This window comes from Citrobacter sp. Cf136, assembly GCF_030333815.1.
GTDB lineage: Bacteria > Pseudomonadota > Gammaproteobacteria > Enterobacterales > Enterobacteriaceae > Citrobacter > Citrobacter freundii.
Genome location: NZ_JAOWFE010000032.1, coordinates 46,752 through 68,745, shown reverse-complemented (window position 1 = coordinate 68,745; position 21,994 = coordinate 46,752). Strand labels below are relative to the sequence as shown.

Below are 21,994 nucleotides of genomic sequence, written 5' to 3'. Positions count from 1 at the left end.
ACACTTGTAAGTTATTAAAATTAAATAAAAAAATGCCTCTTGTCTCACCTCATTTTTAGGCGTACATTAGCGCCGTCTGGAGCATTAAAGCTCAGAATTCTGAGGTGATGCAGTCAAGTAAACGAGGGGAATTCTCCATTTCGTTTATGCGTGCATCAGCTCTCTGTCAGGTAAGCATATGTTCATTTAGACATACCCAAGGTATGCGGAGAGATGAAAAGTGAAATATTTCTTTATGGGCATTTCTTTTATGGTCATCGTTTGGGCCGGTACTTTCGCCCTGATGATCTAAATTAAAAGACGCAGCAAAAAACAGGAGCCATCAGGCTCCTGTTTGCGTTTTGGGGGAACATTCGGTCAGTCGGTACTTTCAGAAGTCGATTTTGCACTGGTCGGTAACAGGCCATCTGCACGGAACATTGCTTTGATACCGCGAATAGCCTGGCGGGTACGGTCACGGTTTTCAATCAACGCAAAACGCACATGCGTATCACCATAATCACCAAACCCAATCCCCGGCGAAACGCATACCTTCGCTTCGTTCAGCAGTTTCTTGGCAAACTCAAGTGACCCCATCCCGGCGTATTGCTCTGGAATTTTCGCCCAAACGTACATCGAGGCCTTGGGCATCTCGACCATCCAGCCAGCTTCATGCAGCCCTTTGACCAGCACATCACGACGACGTTTATACTGCTCTGCAATATCTCGCACGCACTGCTGATCGCCTTCCAGCGCGGCGATGGCCGCAACCTGTAACGGTGTAAAGGTTCCGTAATCGTGATAGCTCTTAATTCGCGCCAGCGCGTTCACCAGCGTTTTATTGCCCACCATAAAACCGATACGCCAGCCCGCCATGTTGTAGCTTTTCGACAGAGTGAAAAATTCAACTGCGACATCGCGAGCGCCCGGTACCTGCATAATCGATGGCGCTTTCCAGCCGTCATAAACAATATCAGCGTAGGCCAGGTCGTGAACCACCAGCACGTCATAGCGTTTAGCCAGAGCCACAACTTTTTCGAAGAACTCCAGCTCGACGCATTGTGCCGTCGGGTTCGACGGGAAACCTAAGATCATCATCTTCGGTTTCGGATAGCTTTCGCGAATCGCGCGCTCCAGTTCATTAAAGAAATCGACGCCTTCGACCAGCGGCACAGATCGTACCTGCGCGCCGGCAATCACCGCGCCATAAATATGGATGGGATAACTTGGGTTAGGTACGAGGACCGTATCACCGTGATCGAGCGTTGCCAGCATCAGGTGCGCAAGTCCCTCTTTGGAACCGATGGTCACAATGGCTTCGGATTCAGGATCGATCTCAACGTCATAGCGTTCCTGGTACCAGCGGGAAATCGCCCGACGCAGACGCGGAATACCGCGAGAGGTGGAATAACCGTGCGTATCCGGGCGCTGCGCCACGGTACACAGTTTTTCAACAATGTGAGGAGGCGTGGCCCCATCCGGGTTCCCCATGCTGAAGTCGATAATATCTTCGCCGCGCCGACGCGCAGCCATCTTCAGTTCAGCCGTGATGTTAAAAACGTACGGGGGAAGGCGATCAATACGCGTAAAGCGACGTTCAGGGCGGGAGTCAGCCATAATATCCTCAGATTAACGTTAGCGCCCGGACCGTCCGAGCGACGCTGCCACGATGGTGGCACGTTTAGAAAATAGCCTGAATAATTTCCTTCTGTCGAGAGGCAAAACAAAATATTTTTTCCTGACAAAAAAGAGGAACAACATAGTAAAATGAGGAAATATTCATTTTCACAACCCGCTTAAAATTACCATCATTTAACATTTTGTTGTTAAATACCTTACCTTGAATGCAGCGCTGACAGGACAGGTATTGTAAATACAACAATCATGCAACAATCCCCTTTTAATGTTATGGTTTTTCCTCATTAGGCACAGGCTGCGTGGGTGCTGGTCATCCTAGCCCAGGTTACCTATCATAGAGGTTTAACCCTTGCGCAAGAGTCACCCGTGCACGAAATATTCAATATGCTGCTGGCGGTATTTGACCGGGCAGCACTGATGCTGTTCTGTCTGTTTTTCCTGATTCGTATCCGCCTGTTCCGCGAACTGTTGCACAAATCAGCCCACTCCCCAAAAGAGCTGCTCGCCGTTACCGCGATTTTCTCAATGTTTGCCCTGTTCAGTACCTGGTCCGGCGTACCGGTTGAAGGCTCACTGGTTAACGTGCGTATTATCGCGGTCATGTCAGGGGGGATTCTGTTTGGTCCGTGGGTCGGTATCATTACGGGCCTCATCGCGGGTACCCACCGCTATCTGATCGACATCGGCGGCGTCACCGCCCTGCCCTGTTTTATCACCAGTATTCTGGCAGGCTGTATTGCCGGGTGGATCAACCGTAAGATCCCTAAAGCGCAGCACTGGCGAGCGGGCATTTTAGGCGGAATGCTGTGCGAATCCCTGACCATGATCCTCGTCGTCGTCTGGGCCCCCTCTACCGCACTGGGACTGGATATTGTCTCAAAAATCGGTATCCCCATGATTCTGGGCAGCGTCTGCATTGGCTTTATCGTCATGCTGGTGCAAAGCGTGGAGGGCGAGAAAGAGGCCAGCGCTGCAAAACAGGCCAAGCTGGCGCTGGATATCGCCAACAAAACGCTGCCGCTCTTTCGCCAGGTCAACAGCGAGTCATTACGTCAGGTATGCGAAATTATTCGCCATGACATCCATGCGGACGCCGTCGCAATTACCAATACCCAGCACGTTCTGGCCTACGTTGGCGTGGGGGAACTTAACTACCGTGATAACGATGATTTCGTCAGTCCTACCACGCAGCAGGCGATCAATTACGGAAAAATCATCATTAAAAACAATGATGAAGCGCATCGCACACCGGAAATACACTCCATGCTGGTGATCCCGCTGTGGGAGAAAGGTGTTGTCACCGGTACGCTAAAAATCTACTACTGTCACGCCCACCAGATAACCTCCTCGCTGCAGGAAATGGCTATTGGCCTGTCGCAAATTATCTCGACTCAGCTTGAAGTTTCCCGGGCGGAACAGCTACGCGAAATGGCAAATAAGGCAGAGCTACGCGCACTACAAAGTAAAATAAATCCTCATTTCCTGTTTAACGCCCTGAACGCAATTTCGTCGTCGGTGCGACTTAACCCGGACACCGCACGCCAGCTCATTTTTAATTTGTCGCGTTATCTTCGCTACAATATCGAATTAAAAGACGATGAGCAGATCGACATCAAAAAAGAGCTGTATCAAATCAAGGATTACATCGCCATCGAACAAGCGCGTTTTGGCGACAAACTAACGGTTATTTATGATATCGATGAAGAGGTAAGCTGTTATATCCCCAGCCTGCTGATTCAGCCGCTGGTAGAAAACGCTATCGTCCATGGGATTCAGCCCTGCAAAGGGAAAGGCGTGGTTACCATCAGCGTGGCGGAGTGTGGTAACCGGGTTCGTATTGCTGTGCGGGATACGGGCCACGGTATCGATCCAAAAGTGATTGAACGGGTCGAATCCAATGAAATGCCGGGCAATAAAATTGGTCTGTTGAATGTGCACCATCGCGTTAAGCTGCTCTACGGTGAGGGATTACATATCCGCCGTCTGGAGCCAGGCACTGAGATTGCCTTTTATGTACCGAATCAGCATTCGCCCGCAGCCGCACCGGCCACATTGTTGCTTTAACCAGGAGTGAAGTCGTGAAAGTCATCATTGTTGAAGATGAATTCCTGGCCCAACAGGAACTGAGCTGGCTGATAAAAGAGCACAGCCAGATGGAGATTGTCGGCACGTTTGACGATGGTCTGGACGTGCTGAAATATCTCCAGCACAACCGCGTTGACGCCATTTTTCTGGATATTAATATTCCCTCGCTGGACGGCGTATTGCTGGCACAAAATATCAGCCAGTTCGCGCATAAACCCTTTATTGTGTTTATTACCGCGTGGAAAGAGCACGCCGTTGAAGCCTTCGAACTGGAAGCTTTTGACTACATTCTGAAGCCGTACCAGGAATCACGCATTGTCAGCATGCTGCAAAAGCTGGAAGCCGCCTGGCAACAGCAGCAAACGGGAACTTCGCCCGCCAGTCCGGTGGCCCGCGAAAACGATACGATCAACCTGATCAAAGATGAGCGGATCATCGTGACCCCGATCAACGACATCTACTACGCAGAAGCCCATGAAAAGATGACGTTTGTCTACACCCGGCGCGAATCGTACGTGATGCCGATGAACATCACCGAATTTTGCAGCAAACTGCCGGCTTCGCATTTCTTCCGCTGCCACCGCTCGTTCTGCGTGAATCTGAATAAAATCCGCGAGATCGAACCCTGGTTTAACAATACCTATATTTTGCGCTTAAAAGATCTGGAATTTGAAATCCCGGTTAGTCGGAGTAAAGTGAAAGAGTTCAGACAGTTAATGCACTTATAGCGCAGAGAAAGAGCGATGAAAGAGCCAGGCCTTCCCGCAGACCAACAGTTTTTCGCCGATCTGTTCAGTGGCCTGGTGTTAAACCCACAGCGTCTGGGGCACGTGTGGTTCGCAACCCAGCCCACCACGTTACCGACCGGCAGTTTATGTATTGATCTTCCGCGCCTTGATATCGTGCTACGTGGGGAATACAGCAACCAACTGCAAAAACAGCAGCATAACCTGGCAGAAGGCGACATGCTGTTTATCCCGGCGAAAGCGGCCAATCTGCCCGGCGGCGACAAACCCGTGATGCTGCTGAGCCTGGTTTTTTCTCCGGCATGGCTGGGACTCTCTTTTTACGATAATCGAACCGCATCGCTGCTTCGTCCGGTACGCCGTATTGAGTTACCCCATCCACAGCGCGGCGAAGGCGAGGCGATGCTCACCGCATTAACGCATTTAAGCCGCTCTCCTCAGGCCCAGGATATCATTCAGCCGTTGGTGCTTAGTCTGCTGCATCTGTGTCGTAGCGTGGTGAATACCCGCCCAGACACTGAGCGCCCACGCGCTGAATTTCTCTATCATAGTATGTGTAATTGGATACGAGATAACTATGCCCAGCCGCTGACTCGCGAAAGCGTGGCGCAGTTTTTTAATATCACACCCAATCACCTGTCAAAAGTGTTTGCCCAGCACGGCACTATGGGGTTCGTCGAGTATCTGCGGTGGGTAAGAATGGCGAAGGCGCGCATTATCTTGCAGAAATACCATCTGTCGATTAGCGAAGTCGCACAGCGGTGTGGATACCATGACAGTGATTATTTCTGCCGCCTGTTCCGGCGTCAGTTTGGCCTGACGCCGGGAGAGTACGGCGCGCGTTTTCAGTCAGCGCGTTGATTATGTCAACACCTGCCAGGGCCGCCGCATCTTTGCTTTATGGTGAGTCGTTACAGCCGATGCCTGTGTGTTTAGCCCAATTGACCATTCCCTGGAAATCAACAATCACCACGGATTCATCGCCAACCACCCAGGCATCATGGCCTGGAGGAATGCGCGACAGCTCACCGGGCTTACAATCAAATTCGCTGCCATCATCCATTTTTACCCGCAGCACACCGGAAACGTGGTACTGAAAATGAGGGGCTTCGCAACTCTTCGTTCCAGCGATAGGTTGAACTGACGTAGACCACCGCCAGCCTGGCTCCAGGACAGCACGGCCGACGATTGCACCTCCCACATCGAGAAGCTCCAGTCGCCCGTGAGGGAACTCACGAACTTCGTCTGGAAGACCAAATGACTTCACTTCTGCTTTGTCCATTGCGCACCTCCTTAGGTTGATTACGCGCATGGCCGCTCTTAAATTATATCAGCAGCGGTCATTTATTGTACGATTCGTAATCTCAGCCAGGATCGTTGTAAAATAACGGCCTTTAGCTAAACCCTGCAGGCTTACTCAATAAAGTGAATATACGATGAAGAACAGACGTGCACTCTCCCTGATGTGTTTTCAGATGCTGGAATCAGGTGCGGATCGTCGGACCGTGAAAAGAGCCCTGACCTCCCGTCGTGTTAAAGGTCGCCAGGCGGTAGTTCTGCTCTGCAAGCAAGAGATGACGCTGTTGAGGGCCGGGAAACTACCGTTCTCTGATTGATAATTTCCCTTTCTGACCCGCTTATCCACTCTTGCTGTCAAACTTAAAACGTCAGTTCTGCCTCCAGCAGCGCAAGAATGCTCTCAGCATTTTCAGCGGCAAACAACGACTGGCGGAACTGCTTGTTCACCAGCTTGCGCGCCAGCTGCGAGAAGACCTTCACGTGGTTTATGCCTTCATCGGCACCCAGCGTCAGCATGATCACCAGTTCCACATCACCCATATCAGACTGCCAGTCAACGGGCTGCAGAAGCCGGGCAATGCTGATGCTGGAATGGCGGATCCACTGGGATTTCGTGTGCGGAATAGCCACGCCGAAGCCGACGGCGGTGGTGACGATCTCTTCGCGCTGCCAGACATCCTCTTCCAGTTCAAACGGATGTTCAGTCCGTCCATTAACGCCAAGATTGCCGCACAGGAACTGGATCACCTGCTCTTTGTTACTCAGAGATTCGCCGACAAAGATGTTCTCCAGCGCCAGCAGCGGACGCACATCTTTCTGCGGTGCAAACTGGTTTAGCAGATCTTCTATCTCCTGAGCGCTACGGCATTCGCAGGCCTGCATGGCGAGCTCACGACATGCCCGACCGTCCAGTTGACGAAGCTGGCTTTTTACCGCCGGAATACGTGGGCTGCTCATGCTCAGCTCGTCCAGCCCGAGGCCCAGAAGCAGCGGTAAATAACGTCCTTCACCGCCCAGTTCGCCGCAAATACCCACCCATTTACCGCGTTCGTGCGCCACGCGAACAATCTGCTGTAACATGCGCAGGAACGACGGCGTAATCGGGTTGTACAGCTGCGAAACGCGCGGGTTATTGCGATCAACGGCGTACAAATACTGGGTCATGTCATTTGAGCCAATACTGAAGAAATCCACCTCATCACAGAAATGGTCGATGATGTAACACACCGAAGGGACTTCAACCATAATCCCCAATGAGATTGTCGGAGCATGACGTAAGCCGTCCGCTTTCAGCGCCACCAACGCTTTTTGCAGTTCGCTTTTTACCCATAAAATCTGGTCGAGGCTGTGCACCATCGGGATCATCAGTTGCGCATTGCCGAAGGACGCCGCCCGTAAAATCGCGCGCAATTGAGTGCGAAAAAGCCCGGCAAACTCCGGATAAATCCGCACCGCGCGATAGCCCAGGAACGGATTCTCTTCCTGCGGAATATTAAGATAGCGGATGTTCTTATCGCCGCCGATATCCATGGTGCGAAAGATAACCGGCTTGTCGCCCGCGGCCAGTAAGACCTGCTGGTAGGCTTCAAACTGTTCCTGCTCATCAGGTGCGCTGTCGCGGTCCATAAACAGCATTTCAGTACGAAACAGCCCAATCCCTTCCGCACCATTGGCAAACGCTCCCGGCGCTTCCAGCGCGGTACCGATATTCGCTGCAACGTCAATACGCTGATGATCTTTGGTCAACGCAGGCTGGGCGGCATCAAGCGCCTGCCGCCGCTGGCATTCATCGGCCAGCTTCTGCGCAATCGCGTAATAGCCGCGAACGGCATCGTCTGGATTGATGGCTAATACCCCACATCGGGCATCCAGTACCGCATGCTGCCCGGAATACCGGTTAAAGGCCGCTAGCGGCAAGCCGCTAAGTACCGGAATAGCTGACGCACGGGCAAGGATCAGGGTATGCGAAGTGCGCCCCGTTTTCTCCAGGATCATGCCAGACAGATGCTGCAAATCGAGGCTTAAAAACTGGCTGGGCGTCAGATCCTCAGCAACCAGAATCGTCGGTTTATTCAGCACCAGCGCATTACGCGGTCGTCTTTCAGGCCAGGTGATGTGCAGCAACTGTTCGCTGATATCACGGATATCACTGACGCGTTCGCGCAGGTAATCACTACCGGAGGCCGACAGCTTGTCGCACACCAGCTCCATATTGGCAACAATTGCCGCCCCTAGCCCCAGATGTTGCTCCAGCATTAAGCGGCGAATATTCCCGGCAAACTCGTCATCCTGAATCAGAGACAGATGCGCGCTAAGGATGGTTTTACTCTCGCCGTCGCGCTCGCGCAGCTGCTGATTGAGCTGTTCGGCAAGCGTCGCCAGACTATGCTCCAGCCGGGTATTGTCTTCCGCACTCGCCGCAATCGCACGATAACTTTCCAGGTTATCACTCTGCCAAAGCGTGAGCGTACCTGCTCCCACGCCCCCTGCCAGCACGCTGCCGTACAGCAGGTCCGGGTTGAGGCGAATCAGCGAACGCGGCAACGGGTGCGCCGCCAGTTCCGCCGGGGTCGGCTGAACGCTATCGCTGTCAATAAACCGGTGCTGCAGGTACTCCTCCAGCGCTCGCCGGGCCTGTTCTTCATCGCGACCAGTAATGGACAGGCTGCAACTGTCGTTAAACAGCGTTCCGGTACCTATCAGCGCCAGCGAGCTTTTCGCATCCGCCCGCGCATTCTGGCGATGATTAATAAATATCACCTCACTTTGCCACTGGCAGCACTGTTCTTTCAGCTCCCACGCCGGACGTGCATGCAGACCATTGGGTAACGGGCAAAGAAATTGAATCGTTAGCATAACAACTCCTGATTAGCGCGAAATCAGCACCTGAAATCCGTCAGATGAGCCACGGTTTCGCACGTAAGATGTGAAATAAGAGCCGACAACAGCTGCTGCGTCTGGATGATGTCCCGGCAGTCGGCAATCGACGCCGCGCAATGTCCATACCGTGTGGCGGGTCCCATGACAACCGTTGGGATCCCTGTACCGCTTACGTGCACCGCCCCGCCGTCGGTGCCGCCGTTACTGAACATATCGAGCTGCAGGGAAATACCCGCGTCAGCGGCCACGCTTTCAACCCACACCGTCAGCTTTGGCGGTGCAATCAGCGATTTATCGCTCAGCACCAGCATCGGACCTTTGCCGAGCTGCCGATGGTTGGCCACACTGTAATCAAAGTTTTTGGCCCAGCAGGCGGTATCCAGCACAAATGCCACATCCGGTGCGACAACGCGTGCAGCCGTTTGTCCTCCGCGCAGTCCCACTTCTTCACTGGAACTGGCCACCAGCCAGACCTCGCAAGGAAGTATGGCGTTATGCCATTCACGCAGTAGCGCCACCAGCAAATAACATCCAAGACGGTCATCAAAGGCTTTGCCCATGATTCGCTGGTGCGGCAAGACCTGAAAGGTTGTGTCGAATGTGACGCGATCGCCGGGGCTTACGCCGGCCTGGAGTACCTCATCATAAGATCGCGCGCCAATATCTACCCGCAGCGTATTGACCTCATTACCGCAGCGCTCTCCGTCGAGCAGACCGGGAATTTTGCTCTCTTCACGGGTGGTGATCCGCACCGGCTGCAGTTGTCTGGCCGCCATACGCACATTTCCCACCGGTAATACATCGATCGCCCCTTCGCTGGAAATACTACGCACGATAAATCCCACTTCATCCATATGCGCGCAGATCATCACCTTCGGACCGGTTGATTCATTGAGACGGATCAGCACCGATCCCAGACCATCGAAGCGCACCTCTTTATTAAGACGATCCGCCTCCTCAAGCAGGATCTGCCGCACTTCCTGTTCTGACGAGGCGATCGCGTCCGCCTCGCTCAGCGCCTTTAGTAACGATAAATCCATTACGCCTCTCCCGTGTGTAGCAATGTTTTCGCCATGGTATAGAGCACCTCGCCGCCGTCAGGCGTAACCAGCACAACATCTTCAATACGCACACCCCCCTGCCCCGGCAGATAAATACCCGGCTCAACGGTGAGCAGCATGCCAGCGACCAGAGGTGTTGTGTCATCGGAGGAAAAACGTGGGTTTTCATGCACTTCAATACCGATAGCATGTCCGGTGTTGTGACCAAACCCATCACCATAGCCCGCCAGGGTAATGACCCGCCTGGCTGCGGCGTCTACCTCATTGCATCGCACACCTGGTCGAATTGCCGCCACCGCGGCACGCTGCGCCGCAAGGACAATCTGGTACACGGCAAACAGCGCGCTTTCTTCCGCTGGCTGGTTCGCATCGGGGATGCGAAAGGTTCGCGTCATATCCGAACAATAACCCTGATACAGCGCGCCAAAATCCAGCGTGATGAACTCACCCGCCTCAACACGTTTGTCGCTGGCTTTGCCGTGTGGCAGCGCACCGCGCCAGCCGCTGGCGACAATGGTGTCAAAAGAAGCTTTATCTGCGCCGAGCGTGCGCATAAACCACTCCAGTTCAGCGGCAATTTCGCGCTCACTGAGACCGGGTTGAATAAAGCGTCGTATATGTTCCGCGCTGAGGTCAGCTATCCGGCAGGCTTCGCGGATGCAGGCTATTTCCTGCGCCGTTTTCACCTGCCGGAGCACATCCGGTACGGCGCTCACCAGTCGGGCGCGCAGTTTTTCCGACCACGCGTTCGCCGTTTCCCAGCTTACTTGCTCACCTTCGAATCCCACCGTCTGCAGCTTTTCGTGTGCAATAATGTGATTCACCTGCGAATACAGCGTCTGCGTTCCATCGAGCCGATGGATCTGATAGCCCTGAGTACGCGTGGCAACATCGGTGTAGTAACGGGCATCAACCAGGATATGCGCACTTTCATGGCTGATAAACACAAACCCTGAACTGCTGGAGATCCCCATATGCGGCTGTTTGTTCTGCCGTGATGACAACAGCATCGCGTCGAGATGTTGCGCCGTTAACCAGTCGCGCAGTGAAGCAAGTAAGCTCATAGTTACAATCCTTTTAATCAGAGGCTTTCAATCAGCAACTTGCCTTTGCGATACATCAGATGGCGAAGGAACACCACCATCAGCGCCGTAATCACCGCGCCTAACAGGATCCCCGCCATATAGACGCCGAGGTTAGTCACCAGCGGCCACGCCCAGATAGCGGATTCCGGGAACCACTGCACGGCCCCCAGCCAGACGGCAGCCGTCGACCCGACAATGGCGCCAACCATATAAGAAGGAATTGCGGTGATGGGACTTTCCAGTGCAAACGGGATCGCCCCTTCGCTGATGCCCATAAATGCGAGGAACATTGCCGTTTTCCCCTGCGGGTAAAGCTGTGCGCTGAACAGGCGTTTGCCGGTTAAGCGACGGTCAATAAGCGTGGCCAGTCCGAGGCCAATCGGCGGAATGACAATCGCAATAGAGCGCGCGGTGACCGGCAGAACGTGATCGGTAGTAAAGCTGAAGGCGACAAAACCTGCGGCTTTATTAATCGGGCCGCCGAGGTCAATCGCCGTTGCCGCGGAAATCCCCATCGCGTACATCAGCGTGCCTTTCTCGCCAGCCGCCGTCAGCAAAGTACGGATCCCGCCGTTAATCCAGCCGCCAAACGGCGTTATCACGTAATACATCGCCAGCATGACGAAAATGGCGGAGAGAATGGGCAGTAAAAAGGTGGTTTTGAATGCCAGCAGGAAATCAGGCAGCTGGATTTTTTGGTTCATCCACTTCACCAGATACCCGGCGACAATCGAGATAATCAGCGCACCAATAAAGGTTGACGGAACCGGAGCACTGGTTACCCATTGCAGCGTTGATGGGTCAAAATTCAGTATCTGTGTCGGCTGAGTAGACATCAGCCCGCCGATGAACCCCGCCGGAAACGCCAGCTTGCCGCCTATGGAGTTGGCAACGAACGCGGCAAACATCGGAATAGCAAAACCAAACAGCACGCCGCCAAAAGATTGCGACAGCCAGGCAAACTTCAGTAATGAGAGATTAAAACCGGTAAATTTTCCGCTGTTCAGCGCATCCATGATGCCAGTGTCAGCAGGAATATCGAGCCAGCTATAGGCGATCAGTTGCGAGAAGGCGAGAATCACCCCGCCCATAATTAACGTCGGCACCATGCGTGAAATTCCCGACATCACATGTTGCGGAAGTTCACCCCAGAAGCTATTGCGGGAGGCCGGTGGATTTTTTATTGCCGCTGCCGCACCAGATGCGCCAGGCACAACGGTTGCACTGCGTTTTTTAATGGCCATACGTAATTCCCTGTCGATGATTATTGTTGTTCAGCGGCAACCATCTCTTCGATCTCTTTAATGATGCCGGCAGCATTTTTTATCGCGTCCTGTAGCGTAATTTCGTAAACATCACGCGACTCAAAACGCTCGTTATCTTCTGGAGTTACGGCAACTGAATGGATGATTAACGTCGCCTCAGCAATATCCTGCGCCGTCAGGCGATTTTGTATTCCGTCAGCGCCTTGGGTTTCGATTTTCACTTCATAACCGGCTTCAACCGCGGCTTCTTCCAGCGCCTGAGCCGCCATAAAGGTGTGAGCCAGCCCCATTGGGCACGCGCAGACGGCAATTAATTTTTTGCTCATAATCATTTCCTCGTAATAGTTAACGAGTGAAATTATGGTCCGAGGAAAGTAACAACCGTTATCAGACAAATAATGCTTTTACTGGACAAATAATCCAGCAATCAGGAAGTGTGACGAAGGTCGGAAAGGTGGGCGGCAGGCATAAAAAAACCGCGTGATTTACGCGGTTTTGCAGATTTCTGATGAAGAATTAAAGAATATGGCCCAGCGTCTGACGCAAATGCGCACCTGCGCCAAGTAGTCCAGGATTATCGTGCACAATCAGGTACACCGGAATATCCTGCACGTAGGCTTTAAAACGGCCTTTATCTTCAAAACCACCGCGGAAGCCTGAAGCCTTAAAGAAGTCGAGGAAGCGCGGTACGATACCACCAGCGATGTACACACCGCCAAACGTGCCCAGCGTTAACGCCAGATCGCCGCCAAAACGACCCATAATGACGCAGAACAGCGACAGCGCCCGACGACAGTCAATGCAGGAATCTTCCAGCGCCCGTGCGGTGATATCCTTCGGCTGCAGATTTTCCGGCAACCGCCCGTCTGATTTGACGATGGCGCGATACAGATTCACCAGCCCCGGACCGGACAGCACGCGTTCTGCGGAAACATGGCCAATTTCGGCGCGCAGGACTTCAAGGATAATTCCTTCTTCTTCGCTGTTAGGCGCAAAATCTACATGACCGCCTTCACCGGGCAGGCTCACCCAGCGTTTGTCCACGTGCACCAGATGCGCCACGCCGAGCCCGGTTCCTGCGCCATAGACGGCTATCGGTTTACCTTCAACAGGTTCCGCGCCACCAAACTGGATCAAATGCTCTTTTTTCAGCATCGGGATCGCCATCGACACGGCGGTGAAATCATTGATGATTTCCAGATGGCTAAAGCCCAGATTTTTTTTCATCTCAGCAATAGAGAATGCCCAGGTATGGTTGGTCATTGCCACCCAGTCGCCAGTAATCGGACAGGCAATGGCAATGCAGCCATCTTCGACGCTGACGCTATGCTCATCCAGGTACACGCGCACCACGTCTTCCAGACTGGGGTAATCAAGCCCGGAATAGGTTTTTGCCTGCGAAATCTCGCCGCTGGCAATATCGCACAGAGCAAGACGCGCGTTGGTGCCGCCAACATCCCCTACTAAAGCATATTTTGTCATTCTTCCACTGCTCCGCTAAAGTCAGATTAAATCTTTGCCACACTGTAAATTCATGGGGACATAACAACAACGGTCTGAAGGCTGATGCCCGTGGAAAATCGATCCAGATCACACAATTACTTTATCGTTTCAGCACCATTTGCAGCGATGCCGTCAGGCATGCTGTGCAAACTATGGCTATGACTCTGTTTTAAGGAATACAAAATGCTCCATCCGCGAGCCAGAACGATGCTCTTGCTATCAACCCCAGCGCTAATCATTGGCATAGCGTCCAGCCTGGTGTTGATCGTTGTGATGAAAGTGGCTTCCGTTTTACAGCAGTTTTTGTGGGAACGTCTGCCTGTTAGCATCGGTATAGCCCAGGACTCTCCGGTCTGGATTATCGGTATGCTGACGCTCACGGGGATCATGGTCGGGTTAGTTATCCGGTACAGCCATGGTCACGCAGGTCCGGATCCGGCCTGTGAACCGTTAATTGGTATGCCGGTGCCAACGTCAGCACTTCCGGGCCTGCTGGCAGCGCTAATCCTTGGCCTCGCGGGTGGCGTCAGTCTGGGTCCGGAACACCCCATCATGACCGTAAATATCGCTCTGGCAGTGGCACTTGGTAGCCGCATGTTTCCCCGCATTGCGAAACTGGACTGGACCATTCTCGCCTCTGCCGGCACCATCGGCGCGCTATTTGGCACCCCCGTTGCCGCTGCGCTGATATTTTCGCAAACGCTGAATAGCTCAAACGATGTGCCCTTGTGGGATCGCCTGTTCGCGCCGTTAATGGCCGCGGCCGCGGGTTCGCTAACCACCAGCCTGTTTTTTCACCCCCATTTTTCACTGCCCATCGCGCACTACACGCAGATGCACTTGATCGATATCCTCAGCGGCGCGGTTGTTGCCGCAATCGCTATTGCTGCCGGAATGGTAGCCGTCTGGTGTCTGCCACGTTTGCACCATTTAATGCATCGATTAAAACACCCGGTACTGATCCTCGGGGCAGGCGGTTTTATCCTTGGAATTTTGGGTGTTATCGGCGGGCCGCTTACCTTGTTTAAGGGACTGGACGAAATGCAGCAGATGGCGTTTAGCCAAACGCTGGGGACATCGGATTATTTCATGCTCGCCGTAATTAAGCTGGCGGCGTTAGTAGTTGCGGCAGCGAGTGGTTTTCGCGGAGGGCGAATATTCCCGGCGGTATTCGTTGGTGTCGCCTTGGGTCTGATGCTGCACGCCCATGTTGAAGCGGTGCCGGCTGCCATCACGGTTTCTTGCTCTATCCTCGGGCTGGTGCTGGTCGTCACCCGCGACGCCTGGCTGAGCCTGTTTATGGCAGCAGTGGTGGTACCAGATACCACCCTGCTGCCGCTGCTGTGCATCGTCATGCTGCCCGCCTGGCTGCTGCTGGCAGGCAAGCCGTTGATGGTCGCTGAGCGCCCTGATAAATAGCTATCCGCTGTTGCGAGATTCCAGCGCACGGGTCACCGTGCGCAATAATTCAGGAAGATCGGCTTTCGGTAGCACCACCTCAATTAACGATAATCGTTGCGGATGGGACAGCCTGGCCAAAACTTCCTCCAGCTGTACCGCCTGCCTCACCCGCCAGCATTCCGCCTGGCATTCACGACTAAACGCCTGCGGCACCAACGTCCAGCTCCAGGCGGCGATATCGTTATAGCGCTGATTTGCTCCGTGTATGGCCCGCTCCACGGTATAGCCGTCATTGTTGAGGAGTAAAATAACGGGTGATTGCCCGTCTCTGAGCATGGAGCCCAGCTCCTGAATGGTGAGCTGCGCCGCGCCATCGCCAATAATCAGGATCACCCGACGATCCGGACAGGCCGTTTGCGCGCCGAATGCCGCCGGTAGCGCGTAGCCAATAGATCCCCACAACGGTTGAACCAGTACTTCCGCCCCGCAAGGTAATGAGAGCGCAGCCGCGCCAAAGGCGGCGGTTCCCTGATCGACGAGGATAATGTCATTAGGCGCCAGATACTGCTGCACCGTATGCCAGAAGTTTTCCTGCGTCAGAGGCCCCTTCTCAACCTGAATGCACGCCACTGGCGGACGTTCTGGCGGCAGTGAAAACGACATTTCCAGACACAGCTCCCGCAATGTGGTGACCGCCTGCTCCATCGGGATGTTAAACCAGCTGGTTCCAATCCGTGAGGCATGTGGCTGAACCTCAATGGTGTGCTCCTGCGGTAGCTGTTGCGTAAACCCGGCGGTCAGGGTGTCGACAAATTGTGTGCCGACACAAAATATCGTGTCGGCATCTTCGATAGCCAGACGAACATAATCGCTACTGGCTCCGGCACTGTATGTGCCAACAAACGCCGGATGACGTTCATCGAACAGCCCTTTGCCCATCAACAACGTGGCGTGGGCCATCGGCGTTTCCGCCATCCAGCGCTGTAAAACCGGCTGCAAACCAAAACGTAGCGCGAGAAAGTCCGCGAGCAGCGCAACGCGCGGGCTGTCCAACAATCGTTCACGGGCATGGTAGCGAAACGCTTCTGCCACACTGCTCTCCGGCTCGCTCAGAGGAACAATCAGGATGTCATTCGGTGGTGTGGCGGGCTGTTTTGCCACATCTGCAGGCAACATCAGATAGCCCGGCCTGCGTTCGATGAGCATTGCTCGCAACACGCGGTCAATTTCATAACAGGCGTTTTGTTCATCCAGTACCGCGCTCGCCGTCGTCACCGCCTGCTGCATACGGTAAAAATGTTGAAAGTCACCATCACCCAGCGTGTGATGCATCAACTCCCCACGACGCTGTGCACCGCGACAGGGCGCGCCAACAATATGCAAAACAGGAACATATTCCGCATAACTTCCTGCGATACCGTTAATCGCACTTAACTCGCCCACACCAAACGTGGTGAGCAGCGCCCCTACCCCAGAGACCCGTGCATAGCCATCTGCCGCATAAGCCGCATTCAACTCGTTCGCACACCCGACCCAACATACGTTGGGATGTTCAATCACGTGGTCAAGAAACTGCAAATTATAATCGCCTGGCACGCCAAAGAGATGGCCGACGCCACAGCCTGCCAGCCTGTCCAGCAGATAATCAGCAACGGAATACGGGGTTTGCATGACAGCTATCCTTCTGACGGTAACCTCATGTTGAGTATCGAAGAACTGTGATGACTGTCCAGGAAAGTCGCTGTGAAGGGGTGGAAAGCAGGATTTACAGTTTTGGCGGTAAAAATTCATTGAAGAATAGACGGTGTAACCGTATACACTGAAAGACACACGCATTGTGGAAGGGGGTGACATGGTTTATCACGCAGATGAAAATCGTTATCAGACAATGGAGTACCGCCGCTGCGGTCAGAGCGGCCTTAAACTGCCGATTGTCTCGCTGGGTTTGTGGCACAATTTTGGCGATACCACACAGGTCGAAAACAGTCGGGCATTGTTACAGCGCGCATTCGATCTGGGGATCAACCATTTTGATCTGGCAAATAACTATGGTCCACCGCCGGGTTCGGCAGAACGGAATTTTGGTCGGATCCTGCAGGAAGATTTTTTACCGTGGCGAGATGAGCTTATTATCTCCACTAAAGCGGGCTACACCATGTGGGAAGGTCCCTACGGTGACTGGGGTTCACGCAAATATCTGATTGCCAGTCTCGATCAAAGCCTGAAGCGCCTGGGACTGGAGTATGTCGATATTTTCTACCACCATCGCCCCGACCCTGAAACACCGCTCAAAGAAACCATGCGCGCACTGGATCACATCGTCCGTCAGGGCAAAGCCCTGTACGTCGGGTTATCTAACTATCCGGCAGATCTTGCCAGGCAGGCGATTGAAATACTCGACGATTTAGGTACGCCATGCCTTATTCACCAGCCCAAATATTCCATGTTTGAACGTTGGGTCGAAGGCGGTCTGCTGTCGTTGTTACAGGAAAAAGGTGTCGGCAGCATCGCCTTCTCACCGCTGGCAGGCGGGCAGTTAACCGACCGCTACCTGAACGGCATTCCTGCGGATTCTCGTGCGGCAAGCGGTAGCCGTTTCCTGAACCCGGATCACATTACGCCAGAGAAACTGGAGAAGGTGCGGGCGCTGAATGCGCTGGCAGAACGACGCGGGCAAAAGCTTTCCCAGATGGCGCTGGCATGGGTGTTACGGGATGACAAAGTCACGTCAGTGCTGATTGGCGCGAGTAAAACGGCGCAGATTGAAGACGCTGTCGGCATGCTGGCAAACCGTCACTTTACGTCTGAAGAGTGCGCGGAGATTGATGCTATCCTGAGTTGATTGAAATAAAGACACATTTATTAACAAAAAGTGCTCTCACTTGCGATTTAAGAGTTAAGGCGATGAAACGGGGCTTTACTGCCCCGTAATATTGTATTAACAGGCCGGCTACGGCTCGATCGTGAAGGAGAGAAAACATGTTCAGGTCACTGATTCTGGCGGCAGTCTTATTGGCTTTTACACCGCTGGCCGCGAACGCCGGCGAAATCACCCTGCTGCCATCAATAAAATTGCAAATTGGCGATCGCGATAACTACGGTAACTACTGGGATGGCGGCCGCTGGCGCGACCGGGATTACTGGCACCATAACTATGAGTGGCGCAAAAATCGCTGGTGGCGTCATGACAATGGCTATCATCGCGGTTGGGATAAACGCAAAGCTTATGAGCGCGGCTACCGTGAAGGCTGGAATGACCGTGACGACCACCGCGGTCGCGGAAAGGGCCGAGGTCACGGACACCACCATTAATGTAACAAAAGGGCCCGCAGGCCCTTTTGTTTTTACAAACCGAGAGCGGTTCCTACCAACAGCCAGATATTGAGCGTCACCACCAGCACAACAATCACCCAGCCTACCTGTTTTACCCATCGGGTATTCACCAAATCGCCCATCAGCTGACTGTTGCTGGTGAAAATCAACAGCGGCACCAGCGCCAGTGCAATACCAAAACTGAGCAACACCTGGCTCATCACCAGAATACGCGTTGGATCTAATCCCATCAGAATCACAATAAAGGATGGCATCATGGTAACCGTACGGCGAACCCAAAGCGGAATGTGAAAACGGATAAACCCTTGCATCACCACCTGCCCCGCCAGCGTACCGACCACGGTAGAAGAAAGTCCCGCAGCCACCAGGCTTAAACCGAACACTGTCGCCGCAGCGTGACTCAACAGCGGTTCAAGGGTCAAATACGCTTGATCGAGATCGGCAATACCGGTATGCCCGCTAAAATGAAATGCAGCGGCAGCCGTCGCCATCATCGCCAGATTGACAAATCCGGCAATCGTCATGGCGATAGCCACATCCCATTTCGTGGCCGCATAGCGCTGTTGACGTGTTCCGCCGTGCAGATGCTGGGTTAAGGAAGAGTGCAGATAAATGACATGCGGCATGATAGTTGCGCCGAGCACGCCTGCGGCGAGGAACACCGCTTCGGAATTAGGTAGGCTCGGGATAACCATCCCCTTGCTAAGTTGCGCGAAGTTCGGCTGGGAAAAGATCAATTCCACAATGTAAGCCGCAGCCACAAACAGCAGCAAGCCGCCAATCACTTTTTCCAGCGGTTTTTGCCCGCGGCGCTGCAACATCAGAATCAAAAAAGTCGCGATACCGGTGAGCACGGCCCCCTGCAATAACGACACGCCGAGGATCAACTTAAAGCCAATCGCGGCACCAATGAATTCAGCAAGGTCTGTCGCCATGGCGATAATTTCGGCCTGCACCCAGTAGAACCACACCACCGGACGAGGATAGTGATCGCGAATTTGTTCCGCCAGATTTTTACCCGTGGCAATGCCAAGCTTTGCCGATAGCACCTGGATCAGCATCGCCATCAGATTTGCCCAGACCACCACCCACAACAGTTTATAGCCAAAGCTGGCCCCTGCCTGGATGTTGGTGGCGAAGTTGCCCGGATCGATATAGCCGATCGCCGCGATGAACGCAGGTCCCATTAATGCGAGCTTCAACTTGCGCGCTGCCCGTCCACTGCTACTCTCAACGCGATCGTTAGTCATTTTAGTGCCTCAGAAACATAGCCTTTGCTATGTTTCAAGCTACGCCTATTGAGAATGATTATCAAATTCATTTTGATGGGTGAAGTTGATTTCTCTGATAGTGTTTGTCTATGGATCGATAAGGATTCTGGGAAAAACGGTAAAATGTTTAATTATTGTTATAGATTAGCACAATGACATAACTTTTCACTTCGATACAAAGCATAACGGAAGTGTATCACCGATCACTAATTTTGAATCTCGTCACAGGTCCTTATTATAGTGTGTGTTTGATCTCGTTTTCTTTATGGTTGTTACATAGAATGTGCACGAAAACTAAACCTGCCTCATATTTGGAGCAAATATGGACCGCGTCCTTCATTTTGTATTGGCATTGGCCGTTGTTGCGATCCTTGCGCTGCTGGTAAGCAGTGACCGTAAAAAGATTCGCATTCGTTATGTTATTCAACTGCTTGTTATTGAAGTGTTACTGGCGTGGTTCTTCCTGAACTCCAACGTCGGCCTGGGCTTCGTAAAAGGCTTCTCCGAAATGTTCGAAAAACTGCTCGGTTTTGCCAACGAGGGGACGAACTTCGTCTTCGGCAGCATGAATGATCAAGGCCTGGCATTTTTCTTCCTGAAAGTGCTGTGCCCTATCGTCTTTATCTCCGCCCTGATCGGTATCCTTCAGCATATCCGTGTGCTGCCGGTTATTATCCGCGCAATTGGTTACCTGCTTTCCAAAGTGAACGGTATGGGCAAGCTGGAATCCTTCAACGCCGTCAGCTCTCTGATCCTGGGTCAGTCCGAGAACTTTATCGCCTATAAAGATATTCTCGGCAAAATGTCTCGCAACCGTATGTACACCATGGCTGCAACGGCGATGTCTACCGTTTCCATGTCTATCGTCGGCGCGTACATGACCATGCTGGAGCCGAAGTACGTTGTTGCGGCGCTGGTACTGAACATGTTCAGCACCTTTATCGTGCTGTCGCTGATCAACCCTTACCGCGTTGATGCCAGCGAAGAAAATATCCAGATGTCTAACCTGCATGAAGGTCAGAGTTTCTTCGAAATGCTGGGTGAATACATCCTGGCAGGTTTCAAAGTGGCAATTATCGTTGCGGCGATGCTGATTGGTTTCATCGCGCTGATTGCTGCCCTGAACGCCCTGTTTGCCACCGTGACCGGCTGGTTTGGCTACAGCATCTCCTTCCAGGGCATCCTGGGTTACATCTTCTATCCGGTTGCATGGGTAATGGGTGTTCCGTCCAGCGAAGCGCTGCAGGTGGGCAGTATCATGGCGACAAAACTTGTTTCCAACGAATTCGTTGCGATGATGGACCTGCAGAAAATCGCCTCTACGCTCTCTCCGCGCGCTGAAGGCATCATCTCTGTGTTCCTGGTCTCCTTCGCTAACTTCTCTTCTATCGGTATTATCGCCGGTGCGATTAAAGGCCTGAACGAAGAGCAAGGTAACGTAGTTTCCCGCTTTGGTCTGAAGCTGGTGTATGGCTCTACGCTGGTGAGCGTACTGTCTGCATCTATCGCAGCACTGGTGCTGTAAGCGTAAGACAACGTCGTAGTGATAAGGCCGGGGAATTTCCCCGGCTTTTTTTATGCCTGCTATTCAGCAGAGCAGAGAGATACCGGTAAGAATCGACAGGATGCAGAAACAAAAAACCCCCGCTTTTCAGCGAGGGTTTAAATTTTGGTGGAGCTAAGCGGGATCGAACCGCTGACCTCTTGCATGCCATGCAAGCGCTCTCCCAGCTGAGCTATAGCCCCACGATGCTTTTACGTATATACCAAATTCGTTGGGATAAAATTTGGTGGAGCTAAGCGGGATCGAACCGCTGACCTCTTGCATGCCATGCAAGCGCTCTCCCAGCTGAGCTATAGCCCCATTACGTAAAGCTTGTCGAGTTGACGGGCGGCATCATATGAATTCCCTTCGCGTGTGTCAACGGCAAAATTAACTCATAGAATTCAATCGCTGAAAAAGCAGTCAAATGAAGAACATTGCGCAACAACTCGCATTCAGTAGTTAAACGCGTCACGGTTTCTACTAAAATGGTGCTATAAAATGAGCCACTAATTAACCCCACGACTATTCAGGGAATCGTTATGTTCAAGGAACGGATGACGCCAGAAGAACTTGCTAATCTGACCGGATACAGCCGACAGACCATCAATAAATGGGTGCGCAAGGAGGGTTGGGCTACATCACCAAAACCAGGCGTACAGGGCGGTAAAGCGCGTCTGGTTCACGTCACCGAACAAGTTCGTGAATACATTCGCAGCGCTGAGCGTTCAGCCGAAGGTTTATCAGATAATTTATCGTTATCAGGCGATACCTCTATCGAAGCTCTACTGATTAGGCTCGCCAAAGAGATGACTCCTTCAGAACAGAAAATGTTTACGTCACTGATCCTGCGTGAAGGCATTACGGGTTTATTACAACGCTTAGGGATCCGCGACAACAAATAA

The 21,994-nt window shown here is 52.9% G+C and carries 21 protein-coding genes and 2 tRNA genes; 10 read left to right on the top strand and 13 right to left on the bottom strand.

Going from position 1 to position 21,994, the window contains the following annotated elements:
* Window positions 1-220 precede the first annotated feature (220 nt).
* Complete coding sequence (gene ypdK / locus OGV98_RS04645; RefSeq protein ID WP_010723117.1) at window positions 221-292, top strand: membrane protein YpdK; 72 nt, start codon at window positions 221-223, stop codon at window positions 290-292.
* Between the two features lie 65 nt (window positions 293-357).
* On the opposite strand, the gene alaC is transcribed toward ypdK, so the two are convergent.
* Entirely contained in the window at window positions 358-1,596 is a 1,239-nt protein-coding gene (gene alaC / locus OGV98_RS04640) for an alanine transaminase (RefSeq protein ID WP_008785386.1), read from the bottom strand.
* A gap of 387 nt (window positions 1,597-1,983) precedes the next feature.
* On the opposite strand from alaC, the gene OGV98_RS04635 reads away from it, so the two are divergent.
* From OGV98_RS04635 to OGV98_RS04625, 3 genes are read left to right on the top strand one after another with little or no spacing between them, the layout of a single operon-like run.
* Entirely contained in the window at window positions 1,984-3,681 is a 1,698-nt protein-coding gene (locus tag OGV98_RS04635; protein ID WP_003028239.1) for a sensor histidine kinase, read from the top strand.
* A gap of 14 nt (window positions 3,682-3,695) precedes the next feature.
* The gene (gene ypdB / locus OGV98_RS04630; protein WP_032936528.1) at window positions 3,696-4,430 is read left to right on the top strand and encodes a two-component system response regulator YpdB; all 735 of its coding nucleotides are present in this window, start codon (window positions 3,696-3,698) and stop codon (window positions 4,428-4,430) included.
* Between the two features lie 15 nt (window positions 4,431-4,445).
* Window positions 4,446-5,309, top strand: coding sequence for an AraC family transcriptional regulator (locus OGV98_RS04625; protein WP_202581128.1), 864 nt, complete (start codon window positions 4,446-4,448; stop codon window positions 5,307-5,309).
* 37 nt (window positions 5,310-5,346) lie between these two features.
* Here the strand turns inward: OGV98_RS04625 and OGV98_RS04620 are convergent, their stop codons facing one another.
* On the bottom strand, window positions 5,347-5,715 hold the full coding sequence (locus OGV98_RS04620) for a cupin domain-containing protein (protein WP_258177860.1): 369 nt from the start codon (window positions 5,713-5,715) through the stop codon (window positions 5,347-5,349).
* A 169-nt stretch (window positions 5,716-5,884) separates the two neighbouring features.
* Between OGV98_RS04620 and OGV98_RS04615 the strand changes: the two genes are divergently transcribed.
* Complete coding sequence (locus OGV98_RS04615) at window positions 5,885-6,064, top strand: hypothetical protein (protein ID WP_071524306.1); 180 nt, start codon at window positions 5,885-5,887, stop codon at window positions 6,062-6,064.
* 43 nt (window positions 6,065-6,107) lie between these two features.
* Here OGV98_RS04615 and ptsP read toward each other — a convergent pair whose 3' ends face one another.
* The 6 genes from ptsP to glk all read right to left on the bottom strand — a co-directional run bounded on the left by ptsP (window position 6,108) and on the right by glk (window position 13,520).
* Window positions 6,108-8,603, bottom strand: coding sequence for a phosphoenolpyruvate--protein phosphotransferase (gene ptsP / locus OGV98_RS04610; protein ID WP_202581127.1), 2,496 nt, complete (start codon window positions 8,601-8,603; stop codon window positions 6,108-6,110).
* A gap of 23 nt (window positions 8,604-8,626) precedes the next feature.
* Entirely contained in the window at window positions 8,627-9,667 is a 1,041-nt protein-coding gene (gene ypdE, locus OGV98_RS04605) for an aminopeptidase (protein WP_279279180.1), read from the bottom strand.
* Complete coding sequence (gene ypdF / locus OGV98_RS04600; RefSeq protein ID WP_044714117.1) at window positions 9,667-10,752, bottom strand: aminopeptidase; 1,086 nt, start codon at window positions 10,750-10,752, stop codon at window positions 9,667-9,669. Before ypdF ends, ypdE begins: the two co-directional genes overlap by 1 nt.
* A gap of 17 nt (window positions 10,753-10,769) precedes the next feature.
* On the bottom strand, window positions 10,770-12,017 hold the full coding sequence (locus tag OGV98_RS04595) for a PTS fructose transporter subunit IIC (protein ID WP_003028252.1): 1,248 nt from the start codon (window positions 12,015-12,017) through the stop codon (window positions 10,770-10,772).
* Between the two features lie 20 nt (window positions 12,018-12,037).
* The gene (locus tag OGV98_RS04590; protein WP_003028254.1) at window positions 12,038-12,364 is read right to left on the bottom strand and encodes a PTS fructose transporter subunit IIB; all 327 of its coding nucleotides are present in this window, start codon (window positions 12,362-12,364) and stop codon (window positions 12,038-12,040) included.
* 190 nt (window positions 12,365-12,554) lie between these two features.
* A complete protein-coding gene (glk, locus tag OGV98_RS04585; RefSeq protein WP_138828762.1) occupies window positions 12,555-13,520 on the bottom strand; it encodes a glucokinase in 966 nt (321 codons plus the stop codon).
* Window positions 13,521-13,724: 204 nt separating this feature from the next.
* Here glk and OGV98_RS04580 point away from each other — a divergent pair, with 204 nt between their 5' ends.
* Complete coding sequence (locus tag OGV98_RS04580; protein WP_016150726.1) at window positions 13,725-14,960, top strand: ion channel protein; 1,236 nt, start codon at window positions 13,725-13,727, stop codon at window positions 14,958-14,960.
* Here the strand turns inward: OGV98_RS04580 and OGV98_RS04575 are convergent, their stop codons facing one another.
* Window positions 14,961-16,613 carry an alpha-keto acid decarboxylase family protein gene (locus tag OGV98_RS04575; RefSeq protein ID WP_202581124.1) on the bottom strand — a complete coding sequence of 551 codons (1,653 nt, stop codon included), beginning with the start codon at window positions 16,611-16,613 and terminating at the stop codon, window positions 14,961-14,963. It lies immediately after the preceding gene.
* 181 nt (window positions 16,614-16,794) lie between these two features.
* Here OGV98_RS04575 and mgrA point away from each other — a divergent pair, with 181 nt between their 5' ends.
* Both mgrA and ypeC read left to right on the top strand, forming a co-directional pair.
* Complete coding sequence (gene mgrA, locus OGV98_RS04570) at window positions 16,795-17,784, top strand: L-glyceraldehyde 3-phosphate reductase (RefSeq protein WP_003845004.1); 990 nt, start codon at window positions 16,795-16,797, stop codon at window positions 17,782-17,784.
* A gap of 137 nt (window positions 17,785-17,921) precedes the next feature.
* Window positions 17,922-18,254 (top strand): DUF2502 domain-containing protein YpeC, encoded by a 333-nt coding sequence (ypeC, locus tag OGV98_RS04565; RefSeq protein WP_003839243.1) that lies wholly within the window; start codon window positions 17,922-17,924, stop codon window positions 18,252-18,254.
* 32 nt (window positions 18,255-18,286) lie between these two features.
* On the opposite strand, the gene OGV98_RS04560 is transcribed toward ypeC, so the two are convergent.
* Together OGV98_RS04560 and OGV98_RS23585 are read right to left on the bottom strand one after the other, a co-directional pair.
* Window positions 18,287-19,525 (bottom strand): Nramp family divalent metal transporter, encoded by a 1,239-nt coding sequence (locus OGV98_RS04560; protein ID WP_003028272.1) that lies wholly within the window; start codon window positions 19,523-19,525, stop codon window positions 18,287-18,289.
* Entirely contained in the window at window positions 19,522-19,596 is a 75-nt protein-coding gene (locus OGV98_RS23585; RefSeq protein WP_418219455.1) for a hypothetical protein, read from the bottom strand. Before OGV98_RS23585 ends, OGV98_RS04560 begins: the two co-directional genes overlap by 4 nt.
* Before the next feature lie 272 nt (window positions 19,597-19,868).
* Between OGV98_RS23585 and nupC the strand changes: the two genes are divergently transcribed.
* Window positions 19,869-21,071, top strand: coding sequence for a nucleoside permease NupC (gene nupC / locus OGV98_RS04555; RefSeq protein ID WP_003028275.1), 1,203 nt, complete (start codon window positions 19,869-19,871; stop codon window positions 21,069-21,071).
* Window positions 21,072-21,216: 145 nt separating this feature from the next.
* On the opposite strand, the gene OGV98_RS04550 is transcribed toward nupC, so the two are convergent.
* Together OGV98_RS04550 and OGV98_RS04545 are read right to left on the bottom strand one after the other, a co-directional pair.
* Window positions 21,217-21,292: transfer RNA gene (locus OGV98_RS04550), tRNA-Ala, on the bottom strand.
* Window positions 21,293-21,334: 42 nt separating this feature from the next.
* A tRNA-Ala gene (locus OGV98_RS04545) sits at window positions 21,335-21,410 on the bottom strand.
* A gap of 221 nt (window positions 21,411-21,631) precedes the next feature.
* On the opposite strand from OGV98_RS04545, the gene OGV98_RS04540 reads away from it, so the two are divergent.
* Entirely contained in the window at window positions 21,632-21,994 is a 363-nt protein-coding gene (locus OGV98_RS04540; RefSeq protein ID WP_003028277.1) for a YfeC-like transcriptional regulator, read from the top strand.